The organism is Flavobacterium sp. LS1R10, from assembly GCF_003968825.1.
Taxonomy (GTDB): Bacteria; Bacteroidota; Bacteroidia; order Flavobacteriales; family Flavobacteriaceae; genus Flavobacterium.
This window is the reverse complement of record NZ_RYDH01000009.1, coordinates 21,104-39,642: the sequence shown is the minus strand read 5'-3', so window position 1 is coordinate 39,642 and position 18,539 is coordinate 21,104. Positions and strand designations below refer to the sequence as shown.

Below are 18,539 nucleotides of genomic sequence, written 5' to 3'. Positions count from 1 at the left end.
GAATACAATATTGTAATTGTTCCTTATCCTTTGGACATGAGGAAATGCTGATTGATTACAATAAATAGCAAACAACAGTTAGCGGTAGAGACTTTGTTGATTCAATGGTTGGGGTTAATTATAAAACAAAAATCCGGTACTTAATTATAAGTACCGGCTATTTTCTATTTATTTGACTCGGATAAATTATCTTTTCACAATCATTTTTCCATTGTTTTCTCCTTTAAATAAACCAAGTAGCGCTGTAGGTAATTGATCAAAACCTTCTACTATAGTTTCTGTAAACTTCAATTTTCCTTCATTGACCCATTTTGATAAGTGTGCAATTCCTTCTGGAAAGTCTTTTTGAAAATTATTGATAATAAAACCCTGCATTAATACACTTCGGGTTAATAACATGGGTTGGATTCGGGGTCCCATTGGTATTTCGGTGCTGTTGTATAGGGAAATTTGTCCACACAAAGCAATTCTGGAATGAAAATTCAGGTTTTCGATAACCGCATCAGAAATACTGCCACCTACATTGTCAAAATAAACATCCACACCGTTTGGACATAATTTAGCAATTGTGGATTTCATATTGGTATTTGTTTTGTAATTGACGACTTCGTCATAGCCAAATTCTTCTTTTAGCATTTTTACTTTTTCATCAGAACCGGCAATTCCTATTACACGAGCACCTTGGATTTTTGCAAGTTGGCCTACTACTATCCCAACGGCTCCTGCGGCTCCTGATACCACAACGGTTTCTCCCGCTTTTGGTTTTCCAATTTGCATTAGACCAAAATAAGCGGTAAGTCCTGTCATTCCCAGTATTCCTAAATAATATGTTAGGGATTCTACTGTTGATTCAATTTTTTGCAGGCCTTTTTCAGAGGCAATCATTTGTTCGCTCCAAGGCAAAGCGCCCAGAACAGTATCTCCTGTTTTGAAAAGATCGGATTTTGATTCTACTACAGTAGCCAAAACTCCGCCCTCTATAGGTTGGTCTAATTCAAATTGAGGTACATACGATTTTCCTTCATTCATTCGACCGCGCATATAGGGATCTACGGAATAATACAATCCTTTTAAAAGGACTTCTCCTTTTTTTAGATCGTTTAATTCTATATTTTCAGATCTAAAATCATTCAATGTTGGAATTCCATTAGGTCTTGATGCTAATACGATTTGTTTCGTTTTCATTTTTTTTTGTTTAATAAAAACTCTATTAGCCATTAGCTAATGAAGTTTTGTTTCCTGTTTTCTTTTTTAAAACTAATTTATAGTTTGGTTCTGAAATCATTTATGATTCCCCCTTTTGCAAGTACGTTAATTTGACGATCACTTAAACTGTGTTTGGTTTCAAATTCTAAAGTGCTTCCGTCCCCTTTTTCGATCACTACTTTTATATTATTTCTATTGACAACATCTTCACGGAGGTTTTTAAAACGGATCAAATCTCCCTGTTCCATTTTGTCATAATCAGAAACGTTTATAAATTCTAAAGGCACAATTCCAAAATTGACTAAATTTTGCCAAGCAATACGGGCATAACTTTGGGCAATAACAGCCACTTGCCCCAAATATTTAGGAGCAAGAGCGGCATGTTCCCGACTGGAACCTTGGGCATAATTTTCTTTTGCAATAACGATATGTCCACCAAATTCTTTTTTAGATTTCATGGCTCGGTCATAAAAACTAGGATCGATCACACTAAAAGCATATTTACTGATTTCAGGAATATTACTTCTTAAGGGAAGTACATCGGCTCCGGCTTTCAAAATTTCATCTGTAGATACATTATCGCCCATTTTTAATAAAATAGGAATTCGATAGTCTTGTTGTAAAGCTTCAATTTCAGGAATCGATTTGATATTTGGACCTTTATGTAATTCAACTCCTGATCCATCTTTTAGGGGAGCCACGAGCATATCAGTATTGATAATTTCTACTTCAGGATTCTCAAATTTAGGATATTTCATGCCATAGATTTTTTCCATATCTCTAGGATCTGTGATTTTTCCTGTCAGGGCAGATGCAGCAGCCGTTTCGGGACTACACAAATAAACCTGATCATCTTCTGTTCCAGAACGACTTGGGAAATTTCGAGGCATGGTTCTTAAACTGATTGTTCCGGTAGCGGGAGCTTGCCCCATTCCTATACAACCCATACAACCTGATTGATGAAAACGAGCACCAGCAGTAATCAAATTTGCAAAAGTAAAATTCTTTAGCATGTTTTGAATTGTTTGTCTCGAAGTAGGATTGACATCAAATGAAACGGCACTGTTGATTGTTTTGTCTTTTACGATCACTCCGGCAATCCAAAAATCTCGTAATCCAGGATTTGCAGAAGAGCCTATTACGACTTGACCAATTTCTTTTCCGGCAACTTCGCTCACAGGAACTACATTTCCAGGACTTGTAGGCAGGGCAATCAAAGGAACTAAATCGCCCAAATTGATTGCTGCATATTCATCATAAGTTGCTCCTGAATCGGCAATTAATTCCGTCCAGTCAGATTCCCGATTTTGGGAAATTAAAAACCGTTTGGTTTCATCATCACTGGGGAATACAGTTGTTGTAGCACCTAATTCAGCACCCATATTGGCAATTACATGGCGGTCCATCACGCTCAGATTTTTCAATCCTTCACCATAATATTCTATAATTTTTCCCACTCCGCCTTTTACATCATAGCGTCTTAGCATTTCTAGAATGACATCTTTGGCACTAACCCAATCGGGTAGTTTACCGCTGAGTTCTACACCCATTACTTTTGGCATTTTGACAAAATAAGGTTGACCTGCAATTGCAGCTGCAACATCTAAACCACCGGTTCCAATGGCCAGCATGCCCAAAGACCCTGCAGCACAAGAATGACTATCGGACCCAACGAGTGTTTTTCCGGGTTTGCCAAAACGTTCCATGTGCACCGGGTGACTTACGCCATTTCCGGGACGACTGTACCAAAGACCAAATCTTTGTGCCGCCGAAAGTAAAAATAAATGGTCATCGGCATTTTTAGAATCCGTTTGTAAAAGATTGTGATCCACATATTGAACCGCAACTTCTGTTTTGGCTTTTTTTAGACCCATGGCTTCTAATTCTAATTGGACCAATGTTCCAGTTGCATCTTGTAATAATGCCTGATCTATCCGGATTCCAATTTCTTGACCCGCAATCATTTCACCATGTAAAAGATGCGATTGGATTAATTTTTGACTAACGTTTAATTTTGACATATTTTGTACTTTTAGATGCTTTTCTTAAATGTAAAAATCGAGATATTGTCTTATTCTAGAAAGGATCAGATAATCCACTGATACGGATTAATTTTTTATTTACAAATTCATGAATTCCAATTTCAGAGAGTTCTCTACCGTAACCAGAACCTTTGGTTCCTCCAAAAGGTAAATCGGCTTGTGTCCAAGTTGGGTGATTGATAAATACCATTCCAGAATCAATTTGATCTGCAAGTCGTTTTCCACGTTCGATATCTTTAGTAAATATGGATCCTCCTAAACCAAAATCAGAATCATTCGCCAAGGCAATTGCAGCAGCTTCGTCTTTTACTCTGTAAAAAGAGGAAACTGGTCCAAATAATTCTTCGTGATATGCTGGAATTTCAGGATTTAGATCCGTTAGAATGGTAGGTTCCATAAAGGCTCCCGGACCATCAACTCTTTTTCCTCCAAGTAAAACGGTAGCTCCGGCAGCAACTGATCTTTCCACTTGATCTACTAAGTGTAATAAAGCTTCTTCACTACTCAATGGACCTAATTCTGTATTTGAATCCATTGGATCTCCTACTTTTAATTTAGCTAGTTTGGCTGTGTACTTTTCGATAAATTCATCAGCAATAGCTTCTATAGCAATAATTCTTTTGGAAGCAATACAACTTTGTCCATTATTGTTCATTCTACCTACTACGGCCCATTCTACAGTTTTATCAATATCGGCATCTTCTAAAACGATTAAGGCATCATTACCTCCTAATTCTAAAACTGATTTCTTAAGGTTTTTACCAGCTTCTGCAGCTAAACTTGCACCAGCGGCTTCACTACCGGTAAGTGAAACACCTTTGATTCTTTTGTCAGAAACAATGGCTGAAGCTCTTTTTCCTGAGATTAACAAATTAGTGTATAATCCAATTGGAGCTTGCGCTTCTTTAAATAAATCTTGAATTGCAATTGCACATTGAGGAACCATAGAAGCGTGTTTTACTAAGATAGTATTTCCTACCATGATGTTTGGCGCAATGAAACGAGCTACCTGATAAAAAGGGAAATTCCACGGTTGAACACCCAGTAAAACGCCTATTGGGCTTGATCTGATAATGGCTTCGCCAAGTTCAGGCTCTAATTTTTTATCGACTAAAAATGCTTCGCCATTTTGAGCATAATAATCTAATATATTAGCACTTAATTCAATTTCACCTTCTGCCTGTGAAAATATTTTTCCCATTTCGAGTGTAATCAAAGTAGCCAAAGCTGTTTTTTTCTCTCTCATTAAAGAAGCTACTTTGTTTAAAACAGCCGCTCTTTCAGAATATGATGTTTTTTTCCAATCTTGGAAGGTATTGGCAGCTTGTACAATGACATCATCTACTTGCTTGTCGGTCATTTCATCAAATGATTTCAAAACTTTGTTTGTTGCGGGATTCGTTGTTTGTATGGCCATAATTCTAATATTTAAAGAAGATTAATTTTTGGCTTCTGCCAAAAATAATTTATACTGTAAAACAGATGGTTTTAGCATGTATAATTCAATAATTGGTTAGGAAATTTTTACGAAGTAGATTGGTTTTTTTGAAAAAAATAAAATTGTTCTAGTTTGTAATAAAAATTATTGAATAACAAAGATAAAAATATTATGAGGAATAAGACTTACATAATTCCCACATTAACTTTTTTTTATGCGTAAAGTAAACACATCTAAAAGCCTTCTTTTTAGATGTTGTTTCTTTTCGTCTTCCTTTTTTTACATTTGGATGGATGGTGCTAATTTTTACTTTTTTTAATTAAAACAAGACAAGAAATAGTAATTATAGCGGTTTAGATTAATACAATAGGATATTTTTTAAATTAATTTTTCTTCATAATAGTGTTACTTTCAAAACAGAAAAAAATTAGCATTGAAAATGGGATGCAATTGTGGGTCGTGAATAATTACCAAGCAGAAAATAATACCGTTTTCTAATGGCTTTAGAAAAAAAGGTAAAGAGTAGTATGATGCCTTAAGTAACATGATAAAATGTAACCGCTAAAAAAAGGGTTTATCTATAAAAAAAATCCCACCGACTTTAAAGCCGGTAGGATCTGTTTTATTTTAACTAAATGGTATTTTATTCCTCTTCCTTTTGTCCCATCATCATTAGATAAGCTTTCAGGAACTCATCAATTTCTCCATTCATAACGCCGTCAACGTTGCTGGTTTCATAACCGGTGCGAACATCTTTGACTAACTTATAAGGTTGCATGACATAATTTCTGATTTGGGAACCCCATTCTATTTTCATTTTACCAGCTTCAATATCAGCGCGTTGTGCCTGTTTCTTTTTTAACTCAATTTCGTACAATTGAGAGCGTAACATCTGCATGGCACGCTGTCTGTTGTCTTGCTGCGATCGCGTTTCGGAACATTGTATTTGAATTCCGGTAGGTTTATGAAACAATTGTACTTTAGTTTCCACCTTATTTACATTTTGTCCACCAGCTCCGCTGGATCGCGAAGTCGTGATCTCAATGTCAGCAGGATTGATGTCAATTTCGATGCTATCATCTACCAGTGGATACACGTAAACGGATGCAAATGAGGTATGACGTTTGGCATTGCTGTCAAAAGGAGAAATTCGTACCAGTCGATGCACGCCGTTTTCGCCTTTTAAATATCCAAAAGAATAATCGCCTTCAAATTCGAGTGTTACGGTCTTGATACCGGCAGCTTCTCCTTTCTGGAAATTCAGTTCTTTGATTTTGTAACCGTATTTTTCGCCCCACATCATGTACATGCGCATGAGCATTTCGGCCCAATCACAACTTTCGGTTCCACCGGCACCAGCAGTAATTTGTACCACAGCACTCAAAGTATCCCCTTCGTCCGAGAGCATGTTCTTGAATTCAATGGCTTCAATATGCGCTTGAGTGGCGTAGTAATGTTCGTCTAATTCTTCTCCGGTAAGTTCACCTTCTTTGTAAAAATCATAGGCAAGTTGCAATTCATCCGTCATTTCGACTGCTTTATTGTAATCTTCAATCCACTTTTTCTTATTTCGGAGATTTTTTACAATGATCTCAGCTTCTTTTGGATTGTTCCAAAAATCAGGGGCAAAGGTTTTTTCTTCTTCGTTTGAGATCTCAATTAGCTTGGCATCAACGTCAAAGATACCTCCTCAACGCACCAAGGCGCTCTACAATACCTTTAATTTGTTCGGTAGTTGTCATAAAATTATATTAATTTGGTTGGTCTGTTTTCAATAATTTATCAAAATTGCTGCCGTGTACTACAATTAGTGTAGTTTTAACGGAACTAGTTGGAATTAATAAACGGTATTGTGTAAATTTGTGGCACAAAAATAGAAAAATTTTACGAAGGGACAATTCGCGAATTGTCCGTACTGAAAATAAAAATAAATATGGAAATAAATTTAGTTAGCGACACAATCACGAAACCTTCACGTGAAATGCTGGTTCATATGTTAAATGCTGAAGTAGGCGATGATGTTTACAAACAAGATCCTACAGTTATAGCCCTAGAAGCCAGAGTTGCTGAGATGTTTGGTATGGAAGCGGGTCTTTTTTTTCCCTCAGGAACGATGGCCAATCAAACAGCGATAAAATTGCATACCCAACCCGGAGAACAATTAATTGCTGACAAATATGCACATGTATACCATTATGAAGGCGGCGGTGTTTCCTTCAATAGTGGCGTTTCTTGTTGCTTATTAGACGGAAACCGCGGAATGATAACTGCAGAGCAAGTGGCTGGAGCCATCAATGATCCGGAGTTTTACCACAGTCCTTTAACAAGTTTAGTTTGTGTAGAAAACACCACTAATAAAGGTGGCGGCGCTTGCTATGAACTGGAAGATTTGCAAAAAATAAAAAAGGTTTGTGATGCTAATAATTTGAAATTTCACCTGGATGGCGCCCGTATCTGGAATGCTTTGGTAGCCAAAAATCAAGATCCAAAAGCATTTGGTGAATTATTTGATACCATTTCGGTTTGTTTGTCTAAAGGTTTGGGAGCACCAATTGGTTCGGTGTTGTTAGCGGACAAAGCCACGATTCACAGAGCATTGCGAATTCGAAAAATATTAGGTGGCGGAATGCGTCAGGTAGGCTATTTGGCAGCAGCCGGAATTTATGCCTTGGACAATAATATAGAACGCCTTGCTGAAGATCATAGGCGAGCGAAAGAAATTGCCGAAGTTTTGAAAAAGGTAAGCTGGGTTGCATCAGTAGAGCCGGTTGAAACTAATATTTTGATTTTCTCGTTGGTTCCAAATTGTATCGAAAAGAATTTAATTGAATTGTTAAAGCAAAAAAATATTTTAATCAGTTCCATGGGGCATGGAAAACTGCGAATAGTCACGCATCTTGATTATAAGGAAGTTATGCATACCTATGTATTGGAAACCTTGCAGAAGTTAGTATAGTTCTTCTTGGAGAATTTGTTTAAAGTTTAAGGTTTAAAGTTTTTATCGTGATCAAAAAACGTTAAACCTTAAACTTTAAACTTTTTTATTTAAACAAATCTTCCATTCCGGGAATCATTGGCATATCCATTTTAGTAACGACATCCAGTTCGCTCTGATTGACATTTGTCGCTTTTTCGATTGCTTTATTCAATACTAAAATCAAATAATCTTCCAGTTGCTCTTTATCTGCTAATAGAGTGTCGTCAATAATAATTGATTTTAGGGTTCTGTTGGCAGTCAAAGTAACTTTCAATAAACCATCAGTGCTTTGTTCGTCTATAAGAACAGTATCTAAACGTTTTTTTGTGTCTTCTATCTTTTGTTGGGTCTCTTTAAGTTTGCCCATCATTCCCATTAAATCCATGTTTTAATTTTTTAAATTAATTTGATTTACAAAATTACTATATTGCATAGTTATAATCAATAAAATATTCATGAAAAATAAACTCGTCTTAAGTTGTCTTTGTGTTATTTTTGCACCATCAATTACTAATATAAAAGCGCAACAAATGTCAAAAAATATTCCTTCTCCCGTAGCTAAAATAATTCCAAAAACTTTAGAAAAACACAACCAAAAACGGGTAGATAATTATTTCTGGTTAAACGAGAGAGAGAACCTGGAAGTGATTGATTATTTGAATCAAGAAAATACGTATTATGAAGCCATGACTGTGGATACAAAAGGGTTTCAGAAAGAATTATACGAAGAAATGAAAGCCCGCATCAAGGAAGACGATCAATCGGTTCCTTACTTATACAATGGTTACTATTATATCACGCGTTTTGAAACCGGAAAGGATTATCCCATTTATTCCAGAAAAAAAGGAAGTCTTACCGCTACTGAGGAAATTTTATTCAACTGTAATGACTTAGCTAAAGACCATTCTTACTTTCAATTGGGTGGTTTGAGCGTGAGTCCGGACAATAAATTTGCGAGTTTTGGTATTGATACCGTTGGAAGACGTATTTATACGATACAAATCAAAAACTTAGAGACGGAAGAAATTCTTTCGGATAAGATTGAAAATGCTACTGGAAGTTCTGTTTGGGCCAATGATAATAAAACGATATTTTACACCAGACAAGATAAAGTTACCTTGCGGTCTGATAAAGTTTTTAAACATAAATTAGCCACAGATTCAGCTACTGATATATTAGTTTTTAATGAAAAAGACGATACGTTCAATGTTTCTGTAGGCAAAGAAAAATCAAAAAAATATATTGTAATAGGCTCCGGAAGTACCTTAACAACCGAGTACAGAATTTTAAATTCAGATACTCCAGATGGAGAGTTTGTGGTTTTTCAACCAAGGGTTCGCGGCTTAGAATACAGTATTTCTCATTTTGGAGATTCTTTTTATATCATGACCAATAAGGACAAAGCAACTAACTTCAAGTTGATGAAAACCCCTGAAAACGCTACTGCAAAAGAAAATTGGAAAGATGTCATTGCGCATCGAAAAGACGTTTTACTGGAAGATATCGAAATTTTTAGAAACTATTTAGTTGTAGAAGAACGTTCCAATGGTTTGAACCACATTCGTATTATGCCTTGGAGTGGAGAAGGAGAATATTATTTGCCTTTTGGAAGCGAAACGTATAGCGCATATACGACAACAAATGTGGATTTTGATACTGATATTTTGCGTTACAGTTACCAATCATTGGCAACGCCATCTTCAGTTATTGACTTTAATATGAAAACCAAAGAGAAAGAAATCAAGAAAGAGCAACAGGTTCTTGGGGGTAAATTTGATAAAAATAATTATATCGAAGAGCGTGTTTGGGCCACAGCAACAGATGGTACCAAAGTACCCATTTCTATGGTGTACAAAAAGGGGTTGAAAAAAGATTGGAATAATCCGGTATTGCTTTATGCCTACGGTTCATACGGCGTTACCATGGATGCTTATTTTTCATCTACGCGTTTGTCAATTTTGGATCGAGGATTTGTATTTGCCATAGCACACATTCGCGGTGGTGAAGATTTAGGAAGACAATGGTATGAGGACGGAAAATTATTGAAAAAGAAAAACACCTTCACTGATTTTATTGATTGTTCTAAGTTTTTGATTCAGGAAAAATATACTTCACCAAAACATTTATATGCCGAGGGCGGTTCAGCAGGTGGATTATTAATGGGAGCAGTTGTCAATATGGCGCCGGAATTGTACAACGGAGTAATTGCGCAGGTTCCTTTTGTAGATGTTATCACCACGATGCTTGATGACACGATTCCGCTGACAACAGGAGAATATGATGAATGGGGCAATCCAAACGAGAAAAAATATTATGATTATATGGCATCCTACTCTCCTTATGACAACGTAAAAGCTCAAAACTATCCTAACATGTTCGTTTCTACCGGACTTCATGATTCACAAGTACAATATTGGGAGCCTGCCAAGTGGGTTGCAAAGCTCCGTACTCAAAAAACAAATGATACCGTTTTATATCTTAATACGAATATGGATGCGGGTCACGGCGGTGCTTCAGGTCGGTTTGAAGCCTTAAAGGAATTAGCAAAGGAATATAGTTTTTTATTAGATTTAGAAAAAATTAAAAACTAAACAGCTTTTTTTTGTTAAATTTGTAACTTTCGAGGTGTAATTAGAAATTGCTGCAACTAACTATTTTTTTATGAAAAAAAAAGTAAACGCTTACAATAATGTCTTAGAACTTATAGGTAATACTCCTCTTATTAAGTTAAATAAAGTCACTGAAGAGTTAGAAGGTGCTTTTTATGCAAAAGTAGAAGCTTTTAATCCGGGACATTCCTCCAAAGACAGAATAGCATTGCACATAATTGAAGAAGCTGAAAAGAGAGGTGTTTTATCTCCTGGTGATACTATAATTGAAACAACATCCGGCAATACGGGTTTTAGTTTAGCAATGGTGAGTATCATCAAAGGATATAGCTGTATTCTGGCTGTTAGTTCTAAATCATCTAAAGACAAAATAGACATGCTTCGCAGCTTAGGAGCTAAAGTGTATGTTTGTCCGGCGCATGTTTCTGCTGATGATAAACGTTCGTATTACAATGTTGCCAAACGTTTGCATGAAGAAACGAAAGGCTCGGTGTATATCAACCAATATTTCAATCAGTTGAATGTTGATGCGCATTATAAGTCTACCGGTCCGGAAATTTGGAAGCAAACAAATGGAGCAATCACACACTTAATTGCTTGTAGTGGAACAGGAGGAACTATTTCCGGTACTGCAAAATACTTAAAAGAACAAAATCCAAACATTAGAATTCTTGGAGTCGATGCTTTTGGATCCGTATTAAAAAAGTACCATGAAACTGGAGAATTCGATAATGATGAAATTTATCCGTACCGAATAGAAGGTTTAGGGAAGAACTTAATTCCATCAGCAACGGATTTTGATATTATTGATAAATTCATGAAAGTAACTGACGAAGAAAGTGCTCATGCGGCTCGAGAAATCACAAGGAAAGAAGGTTTATTTGTAGGATATACTTCAGGAGCTGTTTTGCAAGCCATCAAGCAATATGCTGATGAAGGAGAGTTTGATGTTAACAGTGTTGTTATTGCCATATTTCCAGATCACGGTTCTCGTTATATGAGTAAAGTATTTAGTGATGATTGGATGCATGAACAAGGTTTCTTTGACAGTATAAACCAAGAAGAAGTTCAAAAAATAGAAATGATAAAATAAGTTGAAATTATAAATAAAAAGTCCCATTAGCTTTTGCAAATGGGACTTTTTTATTGATCATATAAGGAAGAATACTTTTTTTGTTAATCCAATAATTCAGGAGTACTAAGTATTAATTCGATTTTTTTAATAGTGATCGTGATCTGGCTCATTTGTAATTCTATGTTTCTAAAAAAGAGACTAATATCTCTGTTGACCCAACTTTCAGAAATAACTCTTGCTCCTAAACTAATTCTTAAAATAGCACTTTCAATTTCAGTAGTATATTTTACATTAACTGCTTGACCAATATGGCATTTTTGGGCAGCAAGCCGAATGATTTCTAATGAAGAACCTTCAAACTGATCCGATAAATCAGTATTTAATAACGTATATAATTTTTTTACGTTATCAACAGATAAAACTTCATTATCTTTAAAAATAAAGAAAGGAAAAATGGTACGGATATTTCGTATTCCAAATTCTTTACTGCTGTAACTCTTCGTTTTTGTTTCATCACCATAAATAGGCTGTAAAAAAGTGGCTTCTTTTATGGAATCATCAACAAAATTGCAAAACATCTCAATACCCATATTTCGATATAAAACAGGTGTTTTGTAGTATCTGTCCATTTCAACTACGGCCGCATTCCAGCGCATATAGGAACCATAGTTATACCCATCGGATAATTCATTGGAACAAAACCAAGAAGCCGGCCAATCAGAATGATTGTAATATTGGGTTAAACCTTTGGGCAATGTGTTTTTTACAGAATGTATTAATTTGTTGACACTTTTAGGTAGAATTAATGCACCGCAGTATGGAGGGCCCGTGAAAAATTTACTTCCTGTTATAGTAACAATATACCCTTTGTTTAAATAATTTTGTATGTCTTTTGGATCTAATCTAAGCTGTGAGCCATCTACAATAATCTGAATTGATAAATTTTCAAGTGTATTTAGTTTTTTTATAAATTCGTCACTGGGAGATTGATACCCTAATTTTGATTGGTCCATAGTATGTAACACGATGTGCCTGCCTTGATTTTTGGTCTTGATAACGGCATCAAATACTTCCTTATCTAATTGAGCAGAAGATTTTGATGCGCCATTTTCATCTCGAAAAGGGATTTTAATTAAATCAACCTCTCTAAAGCCTTCAATTTTAGTATCTTTTTTAATTGGATAATTTAGTGCAGTAGTGTTTTCAAAGTGGCATCCCTTTAAGGCGGCAGCAACGCCACTACCAGTTTCATCAGAGGCCACCAAAATGTGTGTAATTTCTTTGTCGGAAATAATTTGTGTTATAGCTGCTATTTGCAGCGACGAATCGGTACCTGATGGAGAAAAAATTATTTCACATTCCTCATTTAATTTAAATATTTTTCTAAGGTTATTTTTTAGTAATTCAGAAAAGTCGGTAGTAGTATTTTTAAAACTGTTTTTCAAGCTGTTTCTAATTAATATACTTCTCACTTTATCGGTTTTATCAAAAGCAAAATTTGAAACGCTGGACGCCGTAGATGAGGCAAAAGTAAATGCATCAGGTCTTGGGAATGGGCGACATCCGTATTTGTTTAGCAAATGAATTTCGTCGATATTCAATCTAAGATCTCCTCCAGACATCAATAAGTATTCGGTGGGTTTTGCTAGATTTTCAACAATAGGTTTCCAAGATTCTTTGAGTTCAGTATTTAAATTTTTTAAACCATGGAAAGATTGTAGCTCTTCGTTTATTAATGAAGATTCTGTATTTAAATAGGTATCATTTTTGATTAAATTAATTAAAACATAATCAAGATCTTCTAATTTTTCTTTATCATCTTTAGGTAGTAAATTATAAAATATTCGAATCACTTCAAGTGCAGCGATATCGCATAAAACAGCCTCTTTTTTTTCGTTATTCAACGCTTTGTACCATAACTGCCATTCAATACCATATCTTAAATAAACTAGAGCTAAAATAGGTTTGTTCAAAAAGGACGAGCCAATAATAATCGATTTATTGGGTATAATTTTGAAAATAGTAGGCTCACTAGTTGAGGTGATTATATTGATGTTATTTATCTTTGGTACAGTATTAAACCTTTTTAAAATACGCACTAAATAGTTTACATTTTCTTTTTCAAATAAACTGGTTCTTTTATATTGATTTTCAATTAGAATGTTGTTTGTCATATATGTTATAATTTAAAACGTTCCTTAGAACGATATTCTGTATTAGGAATATTTAGTTAATTCACTACACGCATTCAATCAGGGACTACATTCTGCTGAAAATTGTCACAAAAAATAATTTTCCCTTTTATTCTTAATATTCAATGATGGTGCTCTATTTTTAAATAATTATGTTCTCACTTGCTGGCTGTTTCGCTTGTTTTTTGGGCGTCGCATTTATCAAAAAGTAGGCAAATATAAGAAACTTGATATCAGGAAAAAATATATTAAAAATACTCGTTTGCTAAATCTCTTCGTGTTAATTGTAGACCGTGAATTAAACTTATATTCACTAAATAATGGAACTTGTATTTTTTAATTAAATATTGTATTTTTTTATTTTTGATTTATTACTTGAGCACCTGATAAAAAAGGATATGGGACACTCCAGAGGACATTTAAAACAATAAATGACCGAGGCTTAATTTTAAAGTCATACATTTTCAGGCAAAAAAACTCCAGCCGAAGCTAGAGTTTTAGTTATTGTAGAAATTAAGTTTATGCTTCTTCCATAGTATGATACACGTTCATGACATCATCGTCTTCTTCCATTTTTTCAATTAATTTTTCTACATCGGCCATTTCAGCTTCCGATAGTTTTTTAGTAATTTGGGGGATTCTTTCAAATCCGGAAGAAAGAATTTCCAGTCCTCTGTTTTCTAATTCTTTTTGAATGGTTCCAAAACTTCCAAAGGGCGCATATATTAAAATACCATCTTCGTCTTCAAAAACTTCTTCAGCACCAAAATCGATTAACTCTAACTCTAGTTCTTCAGGATCAATTCCGTTTGCCGGGATTCTAAAATTACAGGTGTGATCAAACATAAATTCAACTGAACCTTGTGTTCCCAATGTGCCATTGCATTTGTTAAAATAACTCCTAACATTAGCCACCGTTCTGTTATTATTATCAGTAGCAGTTTCAACCAGAATGGCAATACCATGGGGTGCATATCCTTCAAATAAAACTTCTTTATAATTGGCCGTGTCTTTATCGGTTGCTTTTTTAATGGCGCGTTCCACATTTTCTTTTGGCATATTCACTGCCTTAGAGTTCTGGATCACGGCTCGTAATCTAGAATTGGCATCAGGATTTGGTCCGCCTTCTTTTACGGCCATTACAATATCTTTTCCTATTCTGGTAAATGCTTTGGCCATTGCTGACCAACGTTTCATTTTTCTTCCTTTTCTAAACTCAAACGCTCTTCCCATTTCTATTTCTTATTTTGAACTGCAAAAATACAGTTATTCTAAACTTTATCCAATGATTTTATTTCTTGTAAAAAGGTAATTTTACCACTTTGGCAGGGACGTCATTTTTACGGATTCGGATAAAGATATCGCTTTCCAAAGCACTATTTTCTGAAGTTACATACCCCATTCCTATTCCTTTATTCATTGAAGGTGACATCGTTCCCGAAGTTACAATTCCGATTACATTTCCTGTTGCATCTACAATTTCGTAATCGTGTCTTGGCACCGCACGTTCCTGCATTTCAAAAGCAACCAGTTTTTTAGAAACACCCGCTTCTTTTTGTTTTTTCAGATTTTCTGAATTCGTGAATTCTTTTGTGAACTTTGTAATCCATCCCAAACCAGCTTCCAGTGGCGAAGTCGTGTCATTAATGTCATTTCCGTACAAACAGAAACCCATTTCCAATCGCAACGTGTCACGAGCTGCAAGACCAATTGGCTTGATTCCAAATGCCGCACCTGCTTCAAAAACTTTAGTCCAAATTTGTTCTACTTCTGAATTTTTGCAATAAATTTCAAAACCTCCAGAACCAGTATATCCTGTAGCCGAAATAATTACATCTTTGATACCCGCAAATTCACCCACTACAAAATGGTAATACGGAATCGCAGATAAATCTTTTGAAGTCAACGATTGCATTGCTTCAACCGCTTTTGGCCCTTGAATTGCCAATAATGAATAATCATCCGAAAGGTTTTTCATCTCCACACCCAAATCATTTTGAGCCGAAATCCAATCCCAATCTTTCTCAATATTCGACGCATTTACTACTAATAAATACTGCTCATCTTTCATTTTATAAACAAGTAAATCATCTACAATTCCACCATCATTATTTGGCAAACAAGAATATTGCGCTTTTCCGATAGTCAAAGTCGAAGCGTCATTCGTAGTCACTTTCTGAATCAAAGCCAATGCATTTGGACCCGTAAGCAGGAATTCACCCATGTGAGAAACGTCAAAAACACCCACGGCATTGCGCACCGTTTCATGTTCCGCATTCACTCCTTCATATAAAATGGGCATATTGTATCCGGCAAACGGTAGCATTTTTGCTCCCAAACTCTCGTGTATGTGCGTAAGCGCAGTATTTTTCATTGTGTTTTTCTATAAAATTTAATTTTGCTAATTTATTGATTTTATTTCGGGTGACAAAGGCGGAGCGAAGCAAAGTTTAAAGTTTCAAACGTTTTCGGAACAATCTGTACTGTAGGATTTGTAATAAGTATTTTTAGGAGCTATTTCCTGCTTTTCACTGTAATCTTATTATTTGCCAAAAAGGCATATAATAAGGATTTCCGTTATAATCAGGGCTAGGGAATTTCGGTTCAAATAACGAATTTGTATCCTATTAAATTCGTAATTTTAAACAAATAAATTTCCATGACGAATCCTATTTATATTGACCAAAAAGAAATTCTAAAACGCTTCAAACAACCAGACAAACATACCCACAAAGGTATTCAGGGACATGCTTTAATAATTGGCGGAAGTTACGGCAAAATAGGAGCAGTGAGTTTATCCTCTAAAGCGGCTTTGAAAACCGGTTGCGGATTAGTCACGGTTTTTATTCCGAAATGTGGGTACGATATTTTACAAATTTCAATCCCAGAAGTCATGGTTTTAACTGACAATCAGGAGAAATCAATTTCCAATATTACTTTCGACATTACACCACAAGCCATCGGAATTGGTCCTGGATTGGGTCAGGCCGTAGAAACCCAAAATGCGCTGCATCAGTTTTTAAAAACAAATAAAACGCCTTTAGTGATCGATGCCGATGCACTGAATATTTTATCCCAAAACAAAGAATGGTTTTCTTTAGTACCGCCCAAAACAATCTTAACGCCACATCCCAAAGAACTGGAACGATTAATTGGAAAATGGCATTTCGAAGAAGAAAAAATGAATAAAGCAATCTCTTTCTCCAAACAACACGAAATTATAATCGTTATGAAAGGCGCACCCACCCGAATCATTGATGGTAAAACTTTCTACGAAAATACCACCGGAAATGCTGCGCTTGCAACCGCTGGAACGGGTGATGTTTTGACGGGAATGATTACAAGTCTCTTGGCACAAGCCTATGAACCCATTAGTGCCGCAATTCTTGGCGTGTATCTTCACGGATTAACCGCGGATATTGCCTTGCCAGAAACGGGCTATCAATCTTTTATCGCTTCAGATGTAATTGCGAATATTGGAAAAGCTTTTTTGAGTATAAAAAACTTGGAGTAGTATTTTGTCTTTTACCATTTCATTTTATTTCTTTTCCTTTTGTCATTCCGACGAGGGAGGAATATCATTGTAGTTTCCGGTAATTTTTTTATGAATAGCTCATTTGTTCAATTTATTATCAATATAGTTTAGTGATGAAAATATTCTTCATGAGATTTTTCCTGGAGTAGAAGCCAGATTGTTAGCAATCATTCTGCAAAATAGATACTAAATTCTTCTACTTATTTGTAAGTTTGTATCCAAGCAAAATAGCTTTATCCAATTCGATTATGGAAAAAACACCCCATCTTAGAACCGTAAATGTTACGCGATACATCACTCCGCTGCGGGAAGGCGGTTCTTTGCCTGCGCTCGCTGAAGCCGATGATGATTTTAAATATGTCTTGAAATTCAAAGGTGCTGGACATGGCGTAAAAGCCTTAATTGCCGAATTAATCGGTGGAGAAATTGCTCGTGTATTAAACTTGAAAATGCCGGAACTCGTTTTTGCAAATCTCGACGAAGCTTTTGGCCGCAGTGAAGCCGACGAAGAAATTCAGGACTTGCTTCAAGGGAGTCAGGGTCTGAATTTAGCTTTGCATTATTTATCGGGAGCCATAAATTTTGATCCTGTTGTCACGTTGGTTAACCCAAAACTAGCTTCCCAAATTGTTTGGTTAGATGCTTTTATCACCAATGTGGACAGAACCTTTAGAAACACCAATATGTTGATCTGGCATAAAGAATTATGGCTTATTGATCACGGCGCAAGTCTTTATTTTCATCATTCGTGGACCAATTGGGAAAAGCAAGCACAAAGTCCTTTTGCACTGATTAAAGACCATGTTTTGTTGCCTCAGGCTTCTTTATTAATAGAAACTGATGTAGCATTCAAAAAAATAATGACAGACGATGTATTGCAAAATATCGTGAATCTGATTCCGGAAGTATGGCTCCATTGGGAAGATACCGATGAAACTCCGGATGCAATTCGGGAAGTCTATTTTCAGTTTTTAATAACACGTTTGAACCATTCCGAAATTTTTATAAACGAAGCACAAAATGCAAGAAAAGCACTTATATGAGTATGCCGTAATCCGGGTTGTGCCTAGGGTAGAACGCGAAGAATTCCTCAATGTGGGTATTATTCTGTTTTGTAAAAAAGCAAAATTCATCAAGGTTTTGTATGCAGTAAATGAATCCAAACTCCAAGTTTTTTCGGATGATTTGGATATAGAACAATTGCATTTAAATATACTGGCATTTGCCAAAGTAGCGCATGGCGAAAAATTAGGAGGACCAATAGGACAATTTGATATTCCATCGCGTTTCCGTTGGTTGACAGCACTTCGCAGTTCCGCCATTCAAACCTCAAGACCACATCCAGGATTGTGTGATGATTTGGAACAAACAACCCAGCGTTTATTTGAAGAAATGATATTGTAAATGAATTTTAAAACTATTGTGTAAAGTCATTTTGCAATCAAAAATACTTTTAGCCAATTTA

14 protein-coding genes are annotated in these 18,539 nt (G+C 35.6%); 6 read left to right on the top strand and 8 right to left on the bottom strand.

All coding sequences use genetic code 11. The annotated features are described in order from the left end of the window. Positions 1 to 186: 186 nt before the first annotated feature. The 4 genes from EKL96_RS13745 to prfB all read right to left on the bottom strand — a co-directional run bounded on the left by EKL96_RS13745 (position 187) and on the right by prfB (position 6,428). On the bottom strand, positions 187 to 1,185 hold the full coding sequence (locus EKL96_RS13745; RefSeq protein WP_126463350.1) for an NADP-dependent oxidoreductase: 999 nt from the start codon (positions 1,183 to 1,185) through the stop codon (positions 187 to 189). Between the two features lie 77 nt (positions 1,186 to 1,262). Continuing rightward, complete coding sequence (locus EKL96_RS13740; RefSeq protein ID WP_126463348.1) at positions 1,263 to 3,227, bottom strand: aconitate hydratase; 1,965 nt, start codon at positions 3,225 to 3,227, stop codon at positions 1,263 to 1,265. Positions 3,228 to 3,282: 55 nt separating this feature from the next. Then, positions 3,283 to 4,665 carry an NAD-dependent succinate-semialdehyde dehydrogenase gene (locus tag EKL96_RS13735; RefSeq protein ID WP_126463346.1) on the bottom strand — a complete coding sequence of 461 codons (1,383 nt, stop codon included), beginning with the start codon at positions 4,663 to 4,665 and terminating at the stop codon, positions 3,283 to 3,285. Between the two features lie 664 nt (positions 4,666 to 5,329). Then, positions 5,330 to 6,428, bottom strand: a protein-coding gene (gene prfB, locus EKL96_RS13730) for a peptide chain release factor 2 (RefSeq protein ID WP_126456165.1) whose coding sequence is annotated in 2 segments (ribosomal slippage) — positions 5,330 to 6,364 and positions 6,366 to 6,428 — 1,098 coding nt in all. Because the reading frame shifts where the segments join, the coding sequence is not laid out codon by codon here. Between the two features lie 191 nt (positions 6,429 to 6,619). Between prfB and EKL96_RS13725 the strand changes: the two genes are divergently transcribed. Next, positions 6,620 to 7,642: a threonine aldolase family protein gene (locus EKL96_RS13725; RefSeq protein ID WP_126456163.1), complete on the top strand. Its 1,023-nt coding sequence runs from the start codon at positions 6,620 to 6,622 to the stop codon at positions 7,640 to 7,642. An 85-nt stretch (positions 7,643 to 7,727) separates the two neighbouring features. Here EKL96_RS13725 and EKL96_RS13720 read toward each other — a convergent pair whose 3' ends face one another. Continuing rightward, positions 7,728 to 8,048: a YbaB/EbfC family nucleoid-associated protein gene (locus EKL96_RS13720; protein ID WP_126454841.1), complete on the bottom strand. Its 321-nt coding sequence runs from the start codon at positions 8,046 to 8,048 to the stop codon at positions 7,728 to 7,730. A gap of 70 nt (positions 8,049 to 8,118) precedes the next feature. Here EKL96_RS13720 and EKL96_RS13715 point away from each other — a divergent pair, with 70 nt between their 5' ends. Next, positions 8,119 to 10,254 (top strand): S9 family peptidase, encoded by a 2,136-nt coding sequence (locus EKL96_RS13715; protein ID WP_199736778.1) that lies wholly within the window; start codon positions 8,119 to 8,121, stop codon positions 10,252 to 10,254. Positions 10,255 to 10,324: 70 nt separating this feature from the next. Further along, positions 10,325 to 11,365 carry a PLP-dependent cysteine synthase family protein gene (locus EKL96_RS13710; RefSeq protein WP_126463342.1) on the top strand — a complete coding sequence of 347 codons (1,041 nt, stop codon included), beginning with the start codon at positions 10,325 to 10,327 and terminating at the stop codon, positions 11,363 to 11,365. An 83-nt stretch (positions 11,366 to 11,448) separates the two neighbouring features. On the opposite strand, the gene EKL96_RS13705 is transcribed toward EKL96_RS13710, so the two are convergent. The 3 genes from EKL96_RS13705 to gcvT all read right to left on the bottom strand — a co-directional run bounded on the left by EKL96_RS13705 (position 11,449) and on the right by gcvT (position 15,913). Continuing rightward, complete coding sequence (locus EKL96_RS13705; RefSeq protein ID WP_126463340.1) at positions 11,449 to 13,521, bottom strand: hypothetical protein; 2,073 nt, start codon at positions 13,519 to 13,521, stop codon at positions 11,449 to 11,451. 537 nt (positions 13,522 to 14,058) lie between these two features. Beyond that, positions 14,059 to 14,772: a YebC/PmpR family DNA-binding transcriptional regulator gene (locus EKL96_RS13700; RefSeq protein WP_126454832.1), complete on the bottom strand. Its 714-nt coding sequence runs from the start codon at positions 14,770 to 14,772 to the stop codon at positions 14,059 to 14,061. Between the two features lie 58 nt (positions 14,773 to 14,830). Further along, entirely contained in the window at positions 14,831 to 15,913 is a 1,083-nt protein-coding gene (gene gcvT / locus EKL96_RS13695; RefSeq protein WP_126463338.1) for a glycine cleavage system aminomethyltransferase GcvT, read from the bottom strand. A 285-nt stretch (positions 15,914 to 16,198) separates the two neighbouring features. On the opposite strand from gcvT, the gene EKL96_RS13690 reads away from it, so the two are divergent. The 3 genes from EKL96_RS13690 (at position 16,199) to EKL96_RS13680 (ending at position 18,478) form a co-directional block, all read left to right on the top strand. Further along, the gene (locus EKL96_RS13690) at positions 16,199 to 17,053 is read left to right on the top strand and encodes an NAD(P)H-hydrate dehydratase (RefSeq protein ID WP_126463336.1); all 855 of its coding nucleotides are present in this window, start codon (positions 16,199 to 16,201) and stop codon (positions 17,051 to 17,053) included. Between the two features lie 269 nt (positions 17,054 to 17,322). Beyond that, on the top strand, positions 17,323 to 18,117 hold the full coding sequence (locus EKL96_RS13685; RefSeq protein ID WP_126463334.1) for a HipA family kinase: 795 nt from the start codon (positions 17,323 to 17,325) through the stop codon (positions 18,115 to 18,117). Continuing rightward, on the top strand, positions 18,095 to 18,478 hold the full coding sequence (locus tag EKL96_RS13680) for a DUF3037 domain-containing protein (RefSeq protein ID WP_126463332.1): 384 nt from the start codon (positions 18,095 to 18,097) through the stop codon (positions 18,476 to 18,478). Before EKL96_RS13685 ends, EKL96_RS13680 begins: the two co-directional genes overlap by 23 nt. Positions 18,479 to 18,539 lie beyond the last annotated feature (61 nt).

Bases quoted from the DNA above. Each gene is read 5' to 3' on its own strand.
- EKL96_RS13745 (WP_126463350.1), bottom strand. From the start codon at position 1,185: ATGAAAACGAAACAAATCGTATTAGCATCAAGACCTAATGGAATTCCA.
- EKL96_RS13740 (WP_126463348.1), bottom strand. From the start codon at position 3,227: ATGTCAAAATTAAACGTTAGTCAAAAATTAATCCAATCGCATCTTTTA.
- EKL96_RS13735 (WP_126463346.1), bottom strand. From the start codon at position 4,665: ATGGCCATACAAACAACGAATCCCGCAACAAACAAAGTTTTGAAATCA.
- EKL96_RS13725 (WP_126456163.1), top strand. From the start codon at position 6,620: ATGGAAATAAATTTAGTTAGCGACACAATCACGAAACCTTCACGTGAA.
- EKL96_RS13720 (WP_126454841.1), bottom strand. From the start codon at position 8,048: ATGGATTTAATGGGAATGATGGGCAAACTTAAAGAGACCCAACAAAAG.
- EKL96_RS13715 (WP_199736778.1), top strand. From the start codon at position 8,119: ATGAAAAATAAACTCGTCTTAAGTTGTCTTTGTGTTATTTTTGCACCA.
- EKL96_RS13710 (WP_126463342.1), top strand. From the start codon at position 10,325: ATGAAAAAAAAAGTAAACGCTTACAATAATGTCTTAGAACTTATAGGT.
- EKL96_RS13705 (WP_126463340.1), bottom strand. From the start codon at position 13,521: ATGACAAACAACATTCTAATTGAAAATCAATATAAAAGAACCAGTTTA.
- EKL96_RS13700 (WP_126454832.1), bottom strand. From the start codon at position 14,772: ATGGGAAGAGCGTTTGAGTTTAGAAAAGGAAGAAAAATGAAACGTTGG.
- gcvT (WP_126463338.1), bottom strand. From the start codon at position 15,913: ATGAAAAATACTGCGCTTACGCACATACACGAGAGTTTGGGAGCAAAA.
- EKL96_RS13690 (WP_126463336.1), top strand. From the start codon at position 16,199: ATGACGAATCCTATTTATATTGACCAAAAAGAAATTCTAAAACGCTTC.
- EKL96_RS13685 (WP_126463334.1), top strand. From the start codon at position 17,323: ATGGAAAAAACACCCCATCTTAGAACCGTAAATGTTACGCGATACATC.
- EKL96_RS13680 (WP_126463332.1), top strand. From the start codon at position 18,095: ATGCAAGAAAAGCACTTATATGAGTATGCCGTAATCCGGGTTGTGCCT.